16 protein-coding genes are annotated in these 20114 nt (G+C 53.4%); 11 read left to right on the forward strand and 5 right to left on the reverse strand.

Going from position 1 to position 20114, the window contains the following annotated elements:
• Positions 1–94: 94 nt before the first annotated feature.
• From KTT_RS35115 to KTT_RS35125, 3 genes are all read right to left on the reverse strand, one after another.
• A complete protein-coding gene (locus KTT_RS35115) occupies positions 95–1630 on the reverse strand; it encodes an FGGY-family carbohydrate kinase (protein WP_126602863.1) in 1536 nt (511 codons plus the stop codon).
• Positions 1631–1714: 84 nt separating this feature from the next.
• Positions 1715–3688, reverse strand: coding sequence for an alpha-amylase family glycosyl hydrolase (locus KTT_RS35120; protein WP_126602865.1), 1974 nt, complete (start codon positions 3686–3688; stop codon positions 1715–1717).
• 215 nt (positions 3689–3903) lie between these two features.
• A complete protein-coding gene (locus KTT_RS35125; RefSeq protein WP_126602867.1) occupies positions 3904–5064 on the reverse strand; it encodes a glycoside hydrolase family 76 protein in 1161 nt (386 codons plus the stop codon).
• A 560-nt stretch (positions 5065–5624) separates the two neighbouring features.
• Here KTT_RS35125 and KTT_RS35130 point away from each other — a divergent pair.
• The gene (locus tag KTT_RS35130) at positions 5625–7244 is read left to right on the forward strand and encodes a S53 family peptidase (RefSeq protein WP_218031081.1); all 1620 of its coding nucleotides are present in this window, start codon (positions 5625–5627) and stop codon (positions 7242–7244) included.
• Positions 7245–7359: 115 nt separating this feature from the next.
• Here KTT_RS35130 and KTT_RS35135 read toward each other — a convergent pair whose 3' ends face one another.
• Positions 7360–9306, reverse strand: coding sequence for a glycoside hydrolase family 30 protein (locus KTT_RS35135; protein WP_160146369.1), 1947 nt, complete (start codon positions 9304–9306; stop codon positions 7360–7362).
• 487 nt (positions 9307–9793) lie between these two features.
• Between KTT_RS35135 and KTT_RS35140 the strand changes: the two genes are divergently transcribed.
• The 5 genes from KTT_RS35140 to KTT_RS35160 all read left to right on the forward strand — a co-directional run bounded on the left by KTT_RS35140 (position 9794) and on the right by KTT_RS35160 (position 12465).
• Positions 9794–10015 (forward strand): hypothetical protein, encoded by a 222-nt coding sequence (locus tag KTT_RS35140; RefSeq protein WP_126602871.1) that lies wholly within the window; start codon positions 9794–9796, stop codon positions 10013–10015.
• A 61-nt stretch (positions 10016–10076) separates the two neighbouring features.
• Entirely contained in the window at positions 10077–10562 is a 486-nt protein-coding gene (locus KTT_RS35145) for a YciE/YciF ferroxidase family protein (protein WP_126602873.1), read from the forward strand.
• Positions 10563–10677: 115 nt separating this feature from the next.
• Positions 10678–11001 (forward strand): hypothetical protein, encoded by a 324-nt coding sequence (locus KTT_RS35150; protein WP_126602875.1) that lies wholly within the window; start codon positions 10678–10680, stop codon positions 10999–11001.
• Between the two features lie 50 nt (positions 11002–11051).
• A complete protein-coding gene (locus KTT_RS35155; protein WP_126602877.1) occupies positions 11052–11318 on the forward strand; it encodes a hypothetical protein in 267 nt (88 codons plus the stop codon).
• Positions 11319–11697: 379 nt separating this feature from the next.
• Positions 11698–12465: a sugar phosphate isomerase/epimerase family protein gene (locus KTT_RS35160; protein ID WP_160146370.1), complete on the forward strand. Its 768-nt coding sequence runs from the start codon at positions 11698–11700 to the stop codon at positions 12463–12465.
• Between the two features lie 102 nt (positions 12466–12567).
• Here the strand turns inward: KTT_RS35160 and KTT_RS35165 are convergent, their stop codons facing one another.
• Positions 12568–14988: a glycoside hydrolase family 95 protein gene (locus KTT_RS35165; protein ID WP_126602881.1), complete on the reverse strand. Its 2421-nt coding sequence runs from the start codon at positions 14986–14988 to the stop codon at positions 12568–12570.
• Between the two features lie 417 nt (positions 14989–15405).
• Here KTT_RS35165 and KTT_RS35170 point away from each other — a divergent pair, with 417 nt between their 5' ends.
• The 5 genes from KTT_RS35170 (at position 15406) to KTT_RS35185 (ending at position 19979) form a co-directional block, all read left to right on the forward strand.
• The gene (locus KTT_RS35170; protein ID WP_126602883.1) at positions 15406–16440 is read left to right on the forward strand and encodes a LacI family DNA-binding transcriptional regulator; all 1035 of its coding nucleotides are present in this window, start codon (positions 15406–15408) and stop codon (positions 16438–16440) included.
• Between the two features lie 64 nt (positions 16441–16504).
• The gene (locus KTT_RS37500) at positions 16505–16630 is read left to right on the forward strand and encodes a hypothetical protein (RefSeq protein WP_268904563.1); all 126 of its coding nucleotides are present in this window, start codon (positions 16505–16507) and stop codon (positions 16628–16630) included.
• A 42-nt stretch (positions 16631–16672) separates the two neighbouring features.
• Positions 16673–18193, forward strand: a complete 1521-nt coding sequence (locus KTT_RS35175; RefSeq protein ID WP_126602885.1) for a DUF8769 domain-containing protein — start codon at positions 16673–16675, stop codon at positions 18191–18193.
• Positions 18194–18319: 126 nt separating this feature from the next.
• Positions 18320–19153 (forward strand): alpha/beta hydrolase, encoded by an 834-nt coding sequence (locus KTT_RS35180; protein WP_218031082.1) that lies wholly within the window; start codon positions 18320–18322, stop codon positions 19151–19153.
• Positions 19154–19526: 373 nt separating this feature from the next.
• Positions 19527–19979 (forward strand): cupredoxin domain-containing protein, encoded by a 453-nt coding sequence (locus tag KTT_RS35185; protein ID WP_160146371.1) that lies wholly within the window; start codon positions 19527–19529, stop codon positions 19977–19979.
• Positions 19980–20114 lie beyond the last annotated feature (135 nt).

A 20114-nucleotide genomic window follows, 5' to 3' on the forward strand; every position in this document is an offset into this window, starting at 1 on the left:
GTAGTACTATCTGGTATAATAAATAATTTATTTTACATAAGGGTAGATTTATTACAAAAAGAGTAAAAGAAAGAGAAGGCATGCCTTCTTTTTTCTATTTTTCGGTAGGCGCTGGGCGTTGAAAAAGCGGCGTCATAGCCTCATATGTGGCACGATAGCGTGCGTAGCCCTCATCGTAGATGGTTTGATGCGCTGGATCTGGCTCGATCGTTTTGCCGAGTTGCACCATGGTCTGGCCGGCGGCGCGTAGATCGGTATATGCGCCAACGCCGACTGCAGCGCAGATTGCGCTACCGAGCGATACTGCATCTGGCACCGCCGTCAGGCTGATCGGGAGTCCTGCAACGTCTGCCAGGATTTGTAGCCAGAGAGAGCTGCGGGTGCCTCCACCACAGGCGATAATCTGGTTGGTGGGTATCTGTAACTCATTCAGCCGGGTGAGGATATGACGATTGCCGTAGGCTGTGGCCTCATAGACGGCGCGCAACAAGTGGCCTGGCGTGTGGGCGGGAGTCAGTCCCCAGATCATGCCGCGTGCATGGGGATCTTTAATTGGAGTGCGGCTGCCCTGCCAGAAATCGAGTATGGTCAGGCCATCCGCGCCGGGTCTGACGGCGGCTGCAGCAGCGTCTGCGACGGCGTAGCGCTCGTCTCCTGCAGGGAGTGTGCCGCCCAGGGTATCGAGCAGCCAGCGTACCGTGCCACCGGTACTGGCCTGTCCCGCCTCCAGCGTCCAGTCACCAACTACTACAGCGCTCTCGAAGGGCCCCCATAGGCCGCGATCAATCACTGGAGACGAAGATTGCACCAGTTGGCAGGTAGAGGTTCCGGTGATCAGGGCGAGGGTGCCTGGGGCCAGCACGTTCAAGCCCACCATACCTGCATGGGCGTCGATCCCACTCATAGAGACGGCGATACCGGGACGTAGACCCAGCTGTTCGGCCGCTGCATTGGTGAGCTCACCGGCCTGCGCGCCCATTGGCAATACCTGGCCGGGAATTTTGGTGGCCAGGTCCTCAAGCCCAACCGCGCGTAGCAGTGTGATCGGCCAGCCTGCCGGAGTTGCCTCATCGGCGCTTGCGCGATAGTGCCATTTGGCCGCGGCACAGTTGAGCGAGACAGCCCATTCTCCCGTAAGCTTCCAGGTGAGCCAACCCATCTGATCGACCAGGTAGGTATCCTGGTTCCATAATGATGTCTCGTGCTGCTTCAGCCAGAGTGCTTTGGGAATGGGCCACTCGGCGGGGACATCACCGCCGCAGTAGCGCAGTACTGGATCGTTGGTAGCGGTAAGTGCTCTAGCCTGCTCGGTAGCGCGTAGATCCATCCAGATCAGACTGCGTGTCAGCGGCTCCCCGGCGCGGCTGGTCAACAGAATATTGCAGGGAGCGTCAATAGCCAGGCCCATCACACGCTGCCCATCGATGTTATTGGTCTGCAGGCAATGCTTGATCGCCTGTACCAGAGCTTCCCACCAGTGATGGGGATCCTGCTCGGCCCAGCCCGGCTGTGGATAGAAGGTCTGATAGCTCTGCTCTGAGAAGCCGAGGGATTGTCCCTGTAGATTGAAGATGCCGGCACGGACACCCGCCGTTCCTGCATCGATACCTAATACCAGGTTGTTTTCCATACATACTACCTCTATTTAATATCGTCTTCTCATTGAGACGGCTCAAACGAGTCGCCAGGATGTTTCCTGTTACAAGTGGAGATATCAGTTTATGGTGGTTGCCGTCTCTTGCTCAAGCCAGAGGCACTGATACGGTTCCAGTCGTAATATGTGCTCGGCACTAAATGTCCGACCGGCGATGAGATCAATGAAGTGATAGCCGGTTCCGTACTCGCGCAGCAGGTCGGCATTCATCTCCTGGGGTTGTGAGGAGAAATTGGCTACGATGAAGAGTCGCTGATTGCCACCGTAGCGCACATAACCAAAGAGGTGCCCATTGCCGGTCTCAACGAACTCTGTTTCTCCATCGAAGATTGCCGGTTGCTGTTTGCGTAGCGCGATGAGACGTGTCAGTTCGGCAAAGATCTTGCCGTGCGGCGAACTGATTTCTTTCTCAACCTGCCTGTGCCATGTCCAATCGATGCGGGGACGGTGAATCCATCGGCTGTCATTGGCCTTATCGGGGTCTGTGCTGTAGGTATAATCGTTGAGCGTACCTACCTCGTCGCCCAGATATATCAGGGGGATGCCACCGATGCTCAGGATGATGCCGTACAGCATCAGGATACGCCGAACTGCCAGATCCATCTGCTGCTCGTCACCGGACTGGATGGCCTGTTCGAGTCCGGCCAGCGAGGCCAGGGTGCCCGAGACGCGGGCATCACCGGTATCGGGATTCTCCTGAAAGGGGACGCCGCGCGCGAAAGAGCCGGGGAAGCGTCCCATGTAGAACTGGTTCAGAAATGACCGGTGGCCAACGGGATCGATCCACTCCCAGCGGGCGTCGTTGTCGTCGAAGGTCCAGCCGATATCGTCATGAGAGCGCAGGTAGTTCACCCAGGCCGTCCCCGCCGGCAGGCGGAAACGATGGCCCATCGAGTGGTCGAGTAGCTTGACCTCGGTCGTTGCCAGCGACTCCCACAGCAGCGCCATCAGCAGGGGATTGTAGCTGATCTGGCACTCGTGTGGACTGATGTAGCTCATCACATCGTCAGGATGGACGATGGCCTCAGATTTGAACAGGAGCGCGGGGGCCGCGATGCGCGCCAGCGAGTGGAAGGCCTGAATGATCTGATGGGCTTCCGGCTGATTTTCGCAGCTGGTCCCTTCGCGCTTCCAGATGAAGGCGACTGCGTCGAGCCTGAGGAACTCTACGCCAAGGTTGGCGATAAAGAGCATCTCGCCGGCCATCGCGCGGAAGACGGCCGGATTGGCGTAGTTCAGATCCCATTGAAAGCTATTGAAGGTCGTCCAGACCCAGCGCTGGATGTCCTCGCGCCAGGTAAAGCTGCCGCGACGTACGGTGGGAAAGATCTCGCGCAGTGTCTGCTCATAGCGGTCGGGAATAGTTCGATCAGGAAAGAGGAAATAGAATTGCTGGTATTCTGGATCACCGCCTTGAGCGCGTCGTGCCCACTCGTGCTCATCGGAGGTATGGTTGAAGACGAAGTCGAGCACCAGGCTGATGCCCTGCTCCTGAAATTCGCGCGCCAGTTCGGAGAGATCCGCGACCGTGCCCAGTTCTGGATTAATCTGGCGGTAGCTGCTGATCGCGTAGCCGCCGTCGCTATTGCCTTCTGGCGACTCGAACAGTGGCATCAGGTGTAGATAAGTTAAGCCAAGTTTCTTGAACAGCGGTAGCCGCTCACGTAGACCCTGGATGGTACCGGCAAAGAGATCGACATAGCACATGCCTCCGACCATCTGCTGTGACTGGAACCATTCGGGAGTAGCAGAGCGTCGCTCGTCCAGTTGCTTGAGCCAGGACGCGCGTGTCAACCAGCTGCGCGCCGTCGCGGTCAGCAGCTCCTCAAGATGGTAGAAAAAGTCATAATGGCTGCCGTAGAGGCCAAACAGCAGTTCGAAGAGCCGATTCCACTCTCGCCGTAGCCGCGTCTCAAACGTGCGCCAGTCTGCGGGCGCGGCGTTGGCCTCGTCTCGAAGGGTAGTTTCCAGGCGCGGCCACAGTCGCTCGAGCGACTGGGCTGAGTAGTGTTGAAGCTGCTGTGCGTCAGTCATGGGTGTTCCTTCTTACCAGGTCAATGGATTATATTGTTATGTGCCGATAAATAAGCTTTCGTTTATTATATGGCATGCGTGGGGGTTGGTGATAGGCTGCCAACCTGTTTGTACCGTCGACGATGATATAACTGATTCTGCAGCCCTGCATAGTGTTTGAGCACTCCATAATCATGGGGTGCTCAAATTCTGGTTTCTTTATTTAAAAGGTAAGGCTAATAAAGGATGCGGTACTGTGACGGGCTCCACGAAAGGACCGCGTAGATCTGGGTCATGGCCGCCTGCTCGATCATCTGGGTGGATGATGAGTTACCGAAATGGAAGAGGCCAGTCGTGGCGTCACGCGACGTCTGCCATACCTGGTCCGCGTAGCTCTGCATGGCTTTGACATAGCGTGTATCATGATCTACCGACTGTAGGAGCAACAGATTTTTGAAGAAGATCGAGTTGAAGAAGGCCGGCTGTTGATAGATCTTATTCGTTGCCACATAATAGTCCAGAGCGGCGTTGGCAATATTCTGAGCACGCTGCAGATAGGTCGCGTCACCTGTGACCTGGTAGAAGAGGACGTTCACTCCTACGGGTACTCCCTGATTATAGCTCCACTGCGTCTTCTCGATATTGCCCGCCAGGTCAATATGATCCCAATACAGGCCGTTGGGCGCCAGCAGATAGGTGTTGGTCCAGTTATACATCTTCTGCGCCCACTCAAAGTAGTAGTTGTTCCTGGTCAGCTGGTACAGCCGCAGGCCCAGTTCCGCTCCGGGCATATTGGAGACCGTATTGCGATCGTGGCTCCACGGTGCCTGGGTCCAGAAGACGCCTCCGGGTGCCGGATGCGATGCGTCTGTATCCCAACCAGAGACCACCAGCGCAAAGATCTGTTTTGCGCGTTCCAGGGCGACAGTGTCACCGTTCATCAGATAGCGCTGGATACAGGCCAGGCCCACCCATTCATTATCGTCATAGAATTTATCGCCACCATTGCCATATGGCGGGCGTGCATACGAATCATAGCCTGGGAGCCCGGTTGAACCAGTAGTATTCCAATAGCGTTCCTGTCCCAACCAGCGATCCTGCAAGGCGGACAGGTAGGAGCTACCAGTAGAGCCGGGAATATTGGCCAGATCGAGCGTCGCGATGTGAGCCTGTGAAAAAGGCCATTCGTAGGAGTAAGGATTATCGCCTGTTGCTACCGGGTACTGCTCATGGTACAGGTGAGAACCATCGGGAACATAGAAATACTTTTGCAACGCATCGTACGAAGCGCTGGCCTGTGCGCGGCTATCTTCATGGGCGTAGGCCATAAGGGAAGGGGATGCAGCTATACCGAGGATAGTGCCACCGAGCACACCGAGCATGGTACGACGTTTCATATCAGAGACCTCCGTGTCTTTCGCTGGCAACAACCTATCATGCACAGCGGGTGCACCGATTGTTGCTGTTTAAATAGAGAGCGCTATGGTTATGGCTGTATATAGGATGCATTCGTGCCCTATCAGGAAAACAAATATGAGCTGTCAACCGGTCAAGTGCTTGTCATTCTACAATTGAAGGTGATTAGCCTATGTCACAAAGGCGTCGAACTCATCCTGTACAGAGATGACAACGATGTCATTCTCATTCAAGAATGACATATAAATCATCATTTGTCAATATTAAGAAAGCAATTAAACATTCTTGCCTCCCGATAATCCTCTAAAAGAAAATGCGTAGTTTGGGTAATCAACAAGCAGACCGTATGTATTTATTGTGGTCTATATAGCTGTTGAGCTCGGCATCTAAGTGGATTAGGAATGCGTAATAGAAGGGAACGTAAAAGGCGTGTATAAGGTATATTTGTTTTTGTTTAGAAAAACAATGTAACCATTGATATATGTCTTTTTTTCTAGTAAGGGCATGAAAAGGATAGTTTTGAAAGGTAAGGAAAGAGGAAGTGAGCAATACATCGCATTATGGATACCGAGAACTGCCAGGAAGTGGAAAAGAGCCACTACCAGGTGCACGGCGGATTGCTCCTGTCGCGCACGATGAGACTATCGAGGTCAGTCTCTATTTGAAGGATCCAGCTGGAAAAGAATTGGAGCAAAATCTCCAGGAGCAGATACAGGGCCGTGCCACCCGGCTTACAAGAGAAGAATATGCCAGGGTGCATAGCGCGAGACCTGAAGATATTACGAAAATCGAGCATTTTGCGCGCCAGCACAACCTTATTGTTACAGAGATAGATCCTGTGAGCCGACGCGTGGTCCTGAGTGGAACAGTTTCCGCATTTAATTCGGCTTTTCAGACTGAACTGTACCATTATGAATATGAAGACACTACCTATCGTGGGCGCACCGGACCATTAATGGTCCCACACGAACTTGCGCAAACGGTAGAAAGCGTTCTTGGTCTTGATGATCGCCCCCAGGCTAATTACCATCTGCGTTTCTATGATCCGGCTATCGCGAGGCCGAACGCAGGTGCTGCCTCTTATGATCCACGTACGCTGGCCCAGCTGTATAATTTCCCTTCAGATCTGAACGGGCAGGGGGAGGCCATCGCCATCATCGAACTGGGAGGAGGCTACAATACCAGTGATATTACAACCTACTTTCAGCAGTTGAACATTGCTGTTCCACAGGTTACCAGCGTATCGGTTGATGGAGCCAACAATGCGCCTACTGGAGATCCCAATAGCGCAGATGGAGAGGTGGAACTGGATATCGAGGTGGCCGGGGCTATTGCCCCCGGGGCGCATATCGTTGTTTACTTCGCGCCCAACACAGATCGCGGCTTCGTGGATGCGATCACCACAGCGATCCATGATACCACCAACAGACCGTCAGTGATCTCGATTAGCTGGGGAAGCGCTGAAGATCAATGGACGGACCAGAGCCGGCAGACGATGGACCAGGCATTTCAGGCTGCGGCTTCGCTCGGGGTCACTGTCTGTGCCGCTGCCGGCGATAGTGGTTCCAGTGACGGCGCGACCGATGGGCAGGCACATGTTGATTTTCCCGCGGCCGACCCTTATGTTATGGGATGTGGTGGTACCCGACTGGAGGCGAGCGGTCAGCAGATTACAAGCGAGGTCGTATGGAACGAAGGAGCCAGTTCAGCGACCGGTGGTGGTGTGAGCGAAAAGTTCGCCTTGCCCAGCTGGCAGGCCAACGCTAATGTTCCCCCATCGGCCAACCCGAGCAAGTTCGTTGGACGGGGCGTGCCCGATGTGTCGGGAGATGCTGATCCTCAAACAGGCTACAAAGTGCGCGTCGATGGACAGGATATGGTCATTGGTGGAACCAGCGCCGTCGCGCCGCTCTGGGCTGGTCTGCTTGCCCTGTTAAACCAGCGGCTCGGGCAATCCGCCGGCTTCCTCAATGCCACACTCTACCAGAACTACCAGGGGCTGCAGCAAAATAACGCCTTTCACGACATAACACAGGGCAACAACGGCGCCTACAGCGCCGGATCCGGCTGGGATGCCTGCTCCGGTCTGGGTTCTCCCAATGGAAGCAACCTCATCAACGAGCTCTATACTTTGCTGCATAAACAACAGGTAACACCATAATGATTGGAGGTGTATTGGGTGCGCATTTGCGCACCCAATACACCTCCAATCCATAAAACAGAGGCTGCCGCACGAGGTGGGCGGCGGGAAACGACCGTCAGGGCCGTAAGCTACTCTAGTCGTCTTCTCCTGACCAGGTGAAGGTTGCCGCCGCGCCGGCGGGCAGCGTGTATGAGAAGGTACTGTGCTGCGCCTGAACCTGGAAAGTCATAGCGCTGGCGTTGTTGTTGTAGACGACCAGCACATGGGTGCCATTCTGATTTACAAAGGCCACGTTCTCCAGACTGCTAGAGTTGCTCGTCGAAGCGACGCGCGTGGCGCCGGGCGTGACGAACTTGCTGAAGTGACCCAGACCATAATAGTCAGAGTTCTTCGTCACGGTACCATCCGCGGCGACCGAGATGACGCCACGGCAGGTGCCGCATGATCCGGAGGTATCCAGGTGAGGATTGCCATTGGGATCGAGCGCCAGGCCCCAGCGCACCACTGTTTTGGACCCATGGGCGGTCGAGCTGATGCCGAGCTCCATCACATCCTTGAGGGTTGCGGCAAAGGTAGGATTGTTGTTGTTCTCCCACTGTCCACCAGAGCACTCGGTCTCATAGATATCCTTCTTACCGTAGAATTGATCCTGCGCGCTGGCATCGCCACCATAGCAGTGGAACGCGATCCCATCGACATACTGGCCGGCCGGGCTATTGAGGATGGCGCTCGGATACTCCGGGGTATCCCAATTATGATCAAAGGCCAGGATCTTGGTTTGGACATGGTTTTGCTGGAAGGCTTGACCCAGATTCACGATGAAGTCCGCTTCGTTGCCAATGTCTGGATTGCCAGCAGTCTGGCTGGTGGCAGGCAAGATCATGGTGGGCATGTAGTTGCCGTTCTGCGGCTCGTTTTGGGGCGTAATAGCGTAGATGGGGATGCCCTCACGCTGATAGGCCTGAATGAATTTAACGAAGTACCGGGCATAAGCCTGATAATACTTTGGATTGAGGTAGCCCTGATTGATGCTGGCGGTGCCTGAGCCACCATACAGGAACTGGTTAAGGCCCGATCCCTGCACGCTATCGTCGACGGTCGTCACGCCACTGGCCGAGATAATATCGACGCGATCGGGATTGATGCCGTTCCAGTGAGCGCTGCTGTTCTGCAGACCTGTGACGCGTACTTTCAATGTATGTTGTCCTGCAGGCAGCACTGGACTGGTATATACCAGGGTATTACCCGCATTGGTTGGCGCATAGAAATCGACCATTGTTTCGGAGCCACCGTCAATTGAGAAGGCGCCGATACCATGATCTGTACCAACGACCCCATAGAACTTGATCTGCGTACCATTAAAGGTGACAGATACATAGTCATTGGGAGTATTATCCCAGCTATTGCTCCCATCGTAGAATCCCTGTCCGCTGCCATCGCAGTTGGTGCAGTGGCCCCAGCTATTGCCGGGCAGCTTCATCCAGGCGGGTGGAGACCAGGGGGTAGCCATAATCTTGAGATTCGGATTGATGCGCAGGGCCTCCCGCAACAAAGAAGTAACGTGATAGTGATCATCCTGCGCGATCGAGAAGTGGCTGAGCGTAGGATCCGTCTGACCGGCGGGCATATCGTCATAGGTATACTCACCGACCCAGCCCTTGCTGGCATCCTGTGGTGGTGCCAGGTCAGACGAGCCCATCGGCTGCCGCAGGTAGCTCAGTCCAATCCCTGTATGGGGGTCAAAAAGGTCGCGCATCACTTTATTTTGTGCGACATTGGATTGGGACAGCACCACCGCCGATGAGGCGGTCAAAGAAGCGCCAAAACCCGTCATGCGCTGATATTTCTGGTCGTCATTGACGCTGATGGTTGGGGTACCGGCGCTGGGTTGACCGGAAAACGAGATGGCAGGTTGCTGTGCCAACAACTGGCTTTGATCAGACGTTGTGAGCCAGACATTGACCTTTTTACCGCCAGCCGCCTGGGCCTGAGCCGGGAAAAATATCGCCAGGGCGAGCGTGCTCAAAATAAAGCAGACAACAATAAGAGGACGACTACTGTGGGATATCGATCGGGGCATACAATCCTCCTTGATGGGATATTTCCTACAAAGGAAAAGGTACATCCGCATACCTCTCTGTCATTATATGCATCTTTTTCTACTTATGACAACGTTATCAACACGCCTCAAGGCTTTTTCATTGGAACATTGTTTGAACCGATGCAGACCGGCAACGGCGAGAGTGATGGATGGCATGGAGAAGAAAAGATTACGGCGCGCCGCACTACCTTCATAGCAGGTTCTGCCCTTCCCGTAATCCTGTTAGCCGTCTGGATTTGGAGACAGATGCAAGGTTCATCAGTGAAGAGATAAAGCCAGACCAGTGCTGGCCTATCCCGGATGGGCTTTTTTCGACTGTATATCGATTCTGGTTATAGATTGTACACAAATACATTTCTGTATCGTAGTAAATATATGGATGCCTGATAAACAAGTAGAAGACATTCAATGCTATGAAATAGCTATGTGACCAGAAACCTTTGCAGCAATGAAAGGGATAAATAATATGGCTAGTAATAATAAAGAACAATATAAACCATATACTCCAGAGGAGCCAGTAAGCCCGATCGAGCGCAAGCATGAGCAGCAAGAGATTCGCGAGGCCGCCAGGCATGCTGCGCAGGAGATGGCTGCTGAAGATCTCGGAAAAGACGATGTAAAGATGAGTAAACAGCAGGCTGAGCATGAAATGATGGATGCCGTCAAAAAGGTAAAGAACGAGAAGTAGTACGAACAGTAGTACGAGCGTTTAATGTTACTGGTAATGTTCAATAGAAAGAGAAGCGAATATGACTGCTAAAGATATGTTAATCTCCTGGCTTAACGATGCGTATGGTATGGAAAATTCTCTCGTGAAAATCCTGGAGCATCAGATTAAGGATGCCAAGGACTACCCGGAGATACAGACCAGGTTACAGACGCATTTAGAAGAGACACGCCGTCATGCCGATCTGGTTAAGGGTTGTGTAGAGTCTCTTGGCGGCAAGACATCGGCCGTCAAGGCAGGTATGGCATCGCTGTTTGGGCAGGTGCAGGCACATTCAACCGGAGCGGCAAAAGATGAACTGGTGAAGAACGCGCTGGCCGATTATGCCGCTGAGAACTTTGAGGTCGCATCATATACCTCCCTCATCTCAGCCGCTCAGGCGTTGGGTGAGCAGCAGGTAGCCACTGTCTGCCAGCAGATCTTGCAAGAAGATGCGGCAATGGCTGACTGGCTGCAGCAAAACCTGCCGACCGTTACTCAGCAGGTACTGACTGTCGCGACCAGGTAAGTGGTTGTCGACCATTGCTCTTTGTAATGATTGCCGATCGGCAATCATTACAAAGAGCATGGTGTCCGGCCACTATGCTAACAAGAGTTTCTGTAAGGTCTGGAAAGGAGTATAGATGGCACAGCAACAGAGAAAACAGTCCCAGGCGGATCCGCAAAAAGAGCGATTAACCGCGAAAGCTGATACTGATGGAGAAAGCACCAGAGTGCGGCGGAACAAGCCTGATAACAATGTGGAGATGCCCGAAACCAACGACGCAGGCGACGCTATTAGCGAAGACACATTGTACGATGCCAGTGGTGCCGCTACAGGCGGAGGTGTTGACACTCCTGACGCCGTCGAGCAGAGTACTGAGGAGGCGAACCGCAGGAAGAGCCATATTCACCAGGGAGGCAGTGCATATATGGGCGGAGGGGCGGATAACGGCTCAAATCTCTAGTCCGAGCGGCGGGTGCTGGTAGTATATAGTAGGAATAGGAGGAAGTGTTGATGGCAAAGGAAGAGAACAAAAAACAAGAGCAAGATGTACGCCATAACCTGTTTGTATCGCCTGATGAGGAAGTGCATAGCGTGATAGATATCGAGCATGGGGAGGAAGTGCATTCTCCGATCGATGCTGAGGGACAGGGAGGACAGACGCACCATCCCAATGTCAGGGCAGAGAAGAATCTGGCGAAATCGCAAAGTGGTGTGAAGAAGCAAGAGAATCCGCCGGCTGTCAATCGCAAGACGAACGCATACAACGAGTATCACTAGGTTCGTTTCCCCTGCGGACTGCGAAAACTTCTTTGCGCATATGCACATCTACAACAAAAAGTAGTACCACGCTCAATCGAAGTGGTACTACTTTTTTGTCGTAATTTCCGATTGACAATGCTATAAAAAGGCAGATACACTACGAGGGTAGCCGGGGAACGGGTAGTTCTCGATCTGCGTAGAAACAGGGATGTATGGGTTCAGGGACGATGCAATGCAAAATGGCTGCCATTCAGTATAACAACCAATCGCGTTATATCTCCATACAGGAACATCCCTGCACTATTGGGCGCCCCTCTCCTTAATGCCTGTTTCCATGCGAACTCAGAAGGCGTATCTCTTTGTAGCGCTCAGTTGTTAGTAAAAGAGGAGCATGACTATGCCAAAACCAATCGCCCTGCAATTGTATACTGTCCGTCGCCAGGTGGCGAATGACTTTCAAGGCGTCCTGCGCAGGGTCGCGGATATCGGGTATGTTGGTGTGGAGGGTGGTCTAGACTTTTTCTCTGATGAACAAAGTGCTCGCCTGCACCTTATCCATGAGCTTGGATTACAGATACCAAGCGTAGGAATCGGAAAATTACCTATTGATGAAGCGGGGCAGCGGCACCTTGAGCGGGCGGCTCAGGCGGGCTGTAAATATGTCATGGTCTCGCAATTTGCTGATGATTTTAAGAGTGTTGATGGAGTCAAAGCGGTCGCGGAGCGTTTAAACGCAGCCGACGAGATTATTCGCCGCGCGGGTCTGACGCTGTGCTACCACAATCATTGGTGGGAATTTGAGAATCGCTTTGATGGGAAGAGTGCCCATGAGGTTCTGCGCGGGTATGTGGCACCGACCGTAAGCTTTGAATTGGATGTCTATTGGGCACAGACCGGCGGGGTTGATCCTGTCACCGAGGTTCGCGCGCTGGGCTCGCGTGCTCCATTGCTGCACATCAAGGATGGACCCGCCGTGCAGGGACAGCCAATGACTGCTGTTGGAGAAGGCAAGGTTGATATCGCCGGCGTCATCCAGGCTGCACAGAACTCCGCCCAATGGCTGATTATAGAACTTGATGAATGCGCGACCGACATGCTGGAAGCGGTAGAGAAGAGCTATACCTACCTGATCAGCAAAGGACTGGCGCAGGGCAACAAAGGCTAGAGGTAAAAAAAGGGCATAGGGGGTTCACAGGAGCGTGGCACGCTCCTGTGAACCCCCTATGCCCTTTTTTTATGGGTTTTTTCGAAAATCTGGACGCATAGGTCAAATCTGGAAAACAGCAGGTGCTGTTTGTAATGTATAATGCGTGCTGCTTTGAACGGTCAGGATGATATGATCCTGTTCTGTGTGCCAGGGGATATCGTGGCCGTGCTGATCCTTGATCTCGGTTAGCTGTTGACCTGCTGGCAGGCGCAGGTGATGCTGACCATCGGAATGAGCGCGCAAGTTTATGGATCGTGCCTGTCTATCGTGCCAGGCTATATCGATCTCGAGTCCCCCACGCGCACGCAGGCCGCGTACGGAACCATGGCTCCAGGCGGATGGCAGGGCGGGCAAGATGGAGACTTCATCGGCATGACTCTGCAGCAGCATCTCGGCGATGGCGGCCGTAGCCCCGAAGTTCCCGTCGATCTGGAAGATCAGCGGCGGATGCAGGTCAAGCAGGTTGGCTGACGTTGAGAGGTTGAGTAGCTGAATAATATTCTCGTGGGCCAGATCGCCCTCACCCAGCCGCGCCCATAACGCGATCACCCAGGCCCGGCTCCAACCGGTGTAGCCACCACCGTTCTCAAGACGGCGCTCCAGTGACCTGCGTGCGGCTTGAAAGAGCTCTGGTGTCTGCCTGGCAGTAATGGCCTCGCCGGGATAGAGTCCATACAGGTGTGACATATGGCGATGCCCCGGCTCCTGCTCATCAAAATCTTCGCTCCATTCCTGTAATTGTCCATGTTTGCCGATGCGTGGCGGGAGTAAGCGAGTGCGCTTGCTTGCCAGCACGCTGGCAAAATCGCTGTCGCTAGCCAGGATCTGGCTGGCCTGGATGCAGTTTGTGAACAGCTCGCCAATAATCGTCATATCCATAGTTGTACCGGCGCTAACGGTTGCCTCTTCACCATCCTCGGTGATAAAGACGTTCTCGGGTGAGGTTGATGGATTGGTCAGCAACCAGCCGTCGCGTTCAATCAGGAAGTCGAGAAAGAACTGCGCCGCCCCTTTCATAAGGGGATAGGCACGATGCTCTAGAAAATTACGATCGCCAGTGAAGGCGTAATGTTCCCACAGATGCTGGCAGAGCCAGGCGCCGGCGAGCGGCCAGTTAGCCCATTTCGGTGAACCGTTGGCTGGTGAGGTCATGCGCCACAGATCCACATTGTGGTGTGCCGTCCAGCCCTGGCAATTGTAATGAATCCGGGCGGTCTTTGCTCCGTTGACGCTGAGGTCCTCGATAAAGGAGAACAGGGGCTCATGGCAATCTGACAAATTGCAGGTCTCGGCGAGCCAGTAGTTCATCTCAGTATTGATATTAGTGGTCCAGTTACAGTTCCAGGGCGGCTGGATACGCTCATTCCAGATGCCCTGCAAGTTGGCGGGCTGGGTGCCGGGTCGTGAACTGGAGATAAGCAGATAGCGTCCATATTGGAAATACAGAGCGATCAACTGTTCATCGCTGCCTCCCTCACGCACCGCTTGCAGACGCTCATCCGTCGATCGACCGCTATAGGGATCGCCGCCAGGATCAAGTTCCACGCGCGCGAACAGTCGCTGGTAATCCTCCACATGGGCATCCAGGATATTCTTATAGCTATTGATGGCTGCCGCATCGAGACGGGCAGAGCACTCTCCCATCAGGTCGGGAATATGCTCACTGGGGCTTTGATCAAAGCCACGAAAACTTGTGGCCGCCGTCAGCAGCAAGGTAGCAGTGGTGGCGTTGCTGATAGTCAGTGAGCCATCGGCATTGGCATCACACTGTCCATCGTTCAGGGTTACATGGAGCTGAACAACAAAGCGCATATTCTTGCCATCTGGTTGATCATCGTACTCAATGGGACGGTTGGAGGAGCCTTCGGGGACCGGGGCGTGTCTGGGACAACGACCGTGGAGTTCGATACGATTATCGTCCCGCGCCTCGCTGCTGGCTTGCAGCTCGCTATCGAGCGACACGGTACACGAGAGTGCTCCCGGCTGATCGCTCTCCAACTGGATAACCAGCACGTGATCGACGGCCGAACAGAAGACGGTACGGGTAAAATTCACGCCGCCGCTACTATAGCGTACCTCGGCGCAGGCTGTACGCAGATCAAGCTGGCGCCGATAATTGGTAACATCGTGATGTTGGAAGGTGAGGTGTAGGTTGCCCAGTGGCTCATAGGGTTGATTGCGCGGCCCCTGCATGCGGCGGGCGACCTCATCTGCCTCCACGTACTTGCGCGCGAACACCAGTTTACGAAGTTCAGCCAGGTGCCGGGCCGCCTCATAATTGTTGCTATCGTACGGCTCACCGGCCCAGAGCGTATCCTCGTTGAGCTGCAACACCTCTTCGGTAATGCCGCCATAGATCATCGCGCCCAGGTGCCCATTGCCCACCGGCAGCGCCTCCAGCCATTGGGAGGCTGGCTGACGATACCACAACAGAAGTGGTGTATGTTGCTCCGGCATAGATGTTGTCCGAGTTTGATCCATTTTACTTCCTTATAACGCATCCTTTAAATGATAAGTTGCATATCGATAAATTAAATGTACTTGAATGATGCTAAGAATTTATATGTATAAATACGACGAGCTTGTATCTTATTCCGACGCATGCATAGTGAAGGAAGCCATTGCTGCTACTCATCTGTTGCTGAAGCCGGGAGTAACTGATAGTAGCCATATTCAATTGTACGCTCCTGGCGAAGAATGGGAAGGAGGTGCCTGGATTGTACCGCTATTTTTCATTTTAACGTTGCCAATGGCTACATTGCCTTCTATATAATATATGCCCCGATATGGGAAAGCTGTTAGAATCTCTCTACTTGACAAATACAAGTTTGTCCTGCATACTCTCAACGTGATCGATCACATGATCGATCACGTTGAGAGTATGCAGGACAGGTACCTATGGTAGTAACCATGCGCGATGTGGCGCAAAAAGTTGGTGTATCCAAGCAGACGGTATCGGCGGTGCTTAATGGCAAGCCAGGTATCAGCGCCGCCACCGTCGCAAAAGTGCGTGCCGCCATTGCCGAACTGGGCTATCAGCCGAATCTTGTCGCGACCTCGCTACGTCGTGGTTTTAACAACACGATCGGTCTTTTACTGGGCGATGTCACGAACCCCTATTTTTCGCAGCTGGCCCGTGGAGCGGAAGACGTAGCCATCGCCAGAGGCTATGGCGTCATGCTCTGCAACACTTATGACGATCCCGCGCGCTGGCTTATGTATCTACAGATGTTCGTGCGCCAGCAGATCCCCGGTGTCGTTGGCGTCTCAGAAGATAAAGCCAGGGAACTGGGCCTGCCTGCATCCTGCATCTTTCAGGAGGCTCCACTCATGGACGATCGGAGAGGTGGTTACGTAGCGACCGCGCATCTCCTCGATCTAGGGCATCGGCGCATTGCCTGCATTACAGCTCCTGCGACGTCGCTTCCAGGTATTGAGCGTATGCGTGGGTTTCAAACTGCTCTTTCAGACTGGAACGTGGAGTTCGATTCCAGGCTGGTTGTCGAGGCAAGCTTTGACTATGCCAGCGGTACTCAGGCGGTTAAGCAGTTGCTTCAGGTTAATCATGATAATCCACCCACAGCCATCTTCGTTCATCAGGACCTGATTGCCATTGGAGCCATAACGGCGCTCAAGAGGGCGGGTTTACGCGTACCAGAGGACGTAGCTATGATTGGTTATGATGGCCTCGAAATCGCATCTCTCTATGATCCCGCGCTCAGCACTATTATTCAGCCTGTTTACCAGATGGGTGTTCATGCTATGGCACAACTGCTTGACAAGCTGGAAGGAAAAGCTGCGTCCGAACTTGATCCCCTGGATTGTACGCTCGTAGTACGCCAATCTACGGTCGCCGATTTGATGCAAGAGCATTGTAGCCAGCCCATTGCTACTGGTGAGCCCTGGCGTGACTGGCGTATAGAGACACAATAGCAGGATAGTTGCTCCCTGTTCGCAGGCGTACCAACGTGTGAAGGCATGAAGGGATCCATTAATTATGATTACCAGACCCAGGATTGCCTTTACTGATGTTGGCATGATGGGACAACTATCCCATCATGCTGACTATACCCGGGCACAGTTACACCATCGGGAAGACGCGGCTGAGCAGCGAGATGTATAATATGCTGTAGAACAATATTGGGAGGTGGAAAAGATGATGGCGATGCACTTTTCGAATCTGGATCCGGTGGCTCGTGAGATGATGGAGATGGCGCTGGCGTGGCTGGATCGCTATTGGGATGCTGAAGTGGGTTTACTCAAAATGGAGGCGGAGCAAGACGAGGATAGTACGACCACGCCAGTTCTTCTGGTGCACCATGTCCGTGAAACGATCTGGTATGCGCTTGGTTTGCTCCAGCGCCGAGCAGCTAGTGACCACGAACGAGCATTGCAGGCCATACAAACGGTCTTGTCCTATCAGTTTGATGAGCCAGGGAAGCCATATGATGGCACCTGGTATCGTCTATCGGAGGAGCCGCATCCCGGCGAGGATGCCAAGGTCTGGCGCGACTATGATCCAAACTGGCGCGAGTTCATTGGTAGTACCCTGGCGATCATCTTGCTTGAGCATGAAGCGGATCTGCCAGGAAACCTGGTGGCCGGTATTGAACAGGCATTACGCCGAGCCATACGGGGAGCGTTGGAACGCAGATTGCCCGCCTCCTATACGAATATCGCGCTGATGCATGCCTTTCTACTGGATTGTACCGGCCGGCGGTTTGGCGATCCGGACTGGCAAAGCAGGGGTGAGGCATATGCGCACGAGATTTATCAGCTGTTCGAGCCGAACCATGCTTTCGCGGAATTTAATGCTCCCACCTATTATGGAGTGGACCTCTATGCATTGGGTTTGTGGCGCAGTTACTCTTCATCTTCCCTGCTGCAGCGGTTGGGATCTGACATGGAAGCACGCCTCTGGCGAGACGTCGCACTGATGTATCACGCGGGGATGAAAAATATGGCGGGCCCGTTCGATCGTGCTTATGGGATGGATATGCAATCATATGCCTCCTTGATTGGTCTGTGGATATGGATGGCGACTGGAAAGGAGTTCGCGCCTTTCCCGGATGTCTCCCGCCCCTTTGCACATCAGCATGACTTTGCCTTTGTGCCATGTTATATCGCTGTAGGCGTCAGTGTTCCAGATGATGTATTGCCGCATCTCAGATCGTTCCAGGGTGAACGCCAGGTTGTGCGTACAATCACCAATCATCCGCGTCGCGTAGCACATGCCTGGGTTGGCCAGCATATTCTTCTAGGTGGCGAAGAGACCGAGTATAGCAAGCCAGCAAGCAACCAATTTCATCCTATCACCATCCAGTGGGTAGGGGAGCAGGGCAGGATCTGTTGGATCAGATTGGTGTATCATACGAATATAGTGATTAATGCTAGCGCTGAAAAGAACATGATTACCTGCAATATCAGGGGAGTCAACGATGATCATCCAGATATTATCTTTCGGCTCTTTACGCCAGCTGGCTCCCGGCTTTCTCTGCAACAGGATCGATGGCAAGTGAGTGGTCTGACGGTTGATGTAGATACGCACGCAACGTTGGATGGTGCTATACAGGCGACCCCGACGTCAGGGGGTTCTTATTACGATATGCGCTACACGACAGATGATATTGTTCCGGGTACCGCGATATATTTTGTGCTGACAACAAGAGCTGTCGCTAACAGCTAGTGTGTGTCCTGTCGTGCGTGCCGGGGTTCTATGTTTGAAATGGCGGTAGGAGCAATGCGTTATGCGCTAGCATGTGCTATGATTTCAGCGATAAATGATCTGTTTTTCTAGTAAGAAAGGCCTGCTGTGTTTTCAGAGACAATACCATTGTGGGAAAAGGGTCAGTATACCTCAAAGGGAGAGGCCGATTTTATGCCGACGCTGGTCACGTATGTGCTGGAGAGCACCCAAAAGCGCCCGGCGGTCCTGATCTGTCCCGGAGGCGGCTATGGCTTCACATCACCGCGCGAGGCCGAACCGGTGGCCCTACAATACGCGGCCGCTGGCTTCCATGCTTTTGTGGTGCATTACAGCGTAGCGCCCGCTCGCCATCCGCAACCACTACGAGACGTATCGCGTGCCATGAACATTATTCGTGCACATGCCGATGACTGGCATATTGAGGAGCAGCGTATCGCGGTATGTGGCTTTTCGGCTGGTGGTCATCTCGCCGCCAGCCTGGGAGTTTATTGGGACCAGCCCTATTGTTCGGATGTTCCTGGACTGGCAAGTGGCCAGAATAGGCCGAATGCGCTTATTCTGTGTTATCCAGTGATCTCATCGGGTCCCTTCGCCCATCGCGGCTCCTTTGAGAATGTGCTGGGACCAGATGCGTCGCCCGAAGATATGCATGCGATGTCGCTTGAACACCACATCAATGCCCAGACGCCGCCAACGTTCCTCTGGCATACCGTTGCTGATAGCGCGGTACCCGTTGAAAATTCTCTGCTCTTCGCGCAGGGTTTGCGTGCCCGGCATATCCCCTTTGAGTTGCATGTCTACCCCAATGGTGCCCATGGCCTCTCACTGGCAACGGCCGAAACAGATGATGGCACTGGCCAGGACGAGCATATCAGCGGTTGGCACAGGCTCTCCACCCAGTGGTTATGGGAGACCTTTACCCCCGCAATACGAGCATAAGTGCTTGTAGCGGTACCATGGTCACAGCCAAACAACGCCGTGCTGTGACCATCGTTTGGTTGCCATCTTTATAATTTGAAAAAGAAAACGGGCGCGAAGGCCACCAGGGCGGCAATAATTTGAATAGCCAGAACCAGTAGGGCCTGTCTGGGCTTTTTGGGTAAATATTTAATGACAAAGAAGCCTACAATTGGTAACTGCAGCACCATGAGGAGTTGCCAGATGTGGGCGGCGGCTCCTTATAGAGAACAGCTGCGATCTCTTCAGCGTGGCTTCCGTCACAGCGCTATACTATAAAGAGAAAGATAGTTAGACGCATTGGTGATAAAGAGAGGTGGAGAGGATGAAAAGGTGGATAGTGGTTTTCTGTCTGATGTCTATTATAGTGTTCCTTTTTATAGGCTGTGAGGTGCAGCGACCAACCTCTGATGTGCAATACACTCCGCACACACGTGCGTTTACGCTGATTACTATTCCGCTTCTGGTAAAAGAATCGGCGACGACATTTGATTTCCTCCACAAAGATTTCGCCAAAGGTGGCGTGCTGCATGGCAAGGAGGTATATACATTCTCGCCTGACCACTTAACGGTATATCAGGGGGACACAGTGAACCTGACCATAGTGAATCCAGAGGATGATGGTCATACTTTTACCCTCAAGGACTTCAACGTAAATCTTGCCCTCTCTCCTCAAGCCACGACCAGAGGGAACTTTGTTGCCAATAAAGTAGGGACGTTCACCTTTTACTGTGATATGGCGCCGCACATGCCTTTCATGAGTGGTCAGCTCATTGTCTTGCCTGATTCCAGCGGAGCGTCTTCATGAATGTGGGCCAGGGACGATTCTTTATGGGCTATCATCGATGCATATGAGGGCAGCAGATCGGGAATGTCGATGCTGGTACTCCCATGTTGAAAAAAGCAGGAGCAGTTCTGCGCTCTAATTTTCCCCTGTCAATTG

It is taken from the genome of Dictyobacter aurantiacus (assembly GCF_003967515.1).
GTDB lineage: Bacteria > Chloroflexota > Ktedonobacteria > Ktedonobacterales > Ktedonobacteraceae > Dictyobacter > Dictyobacter aurantiacus.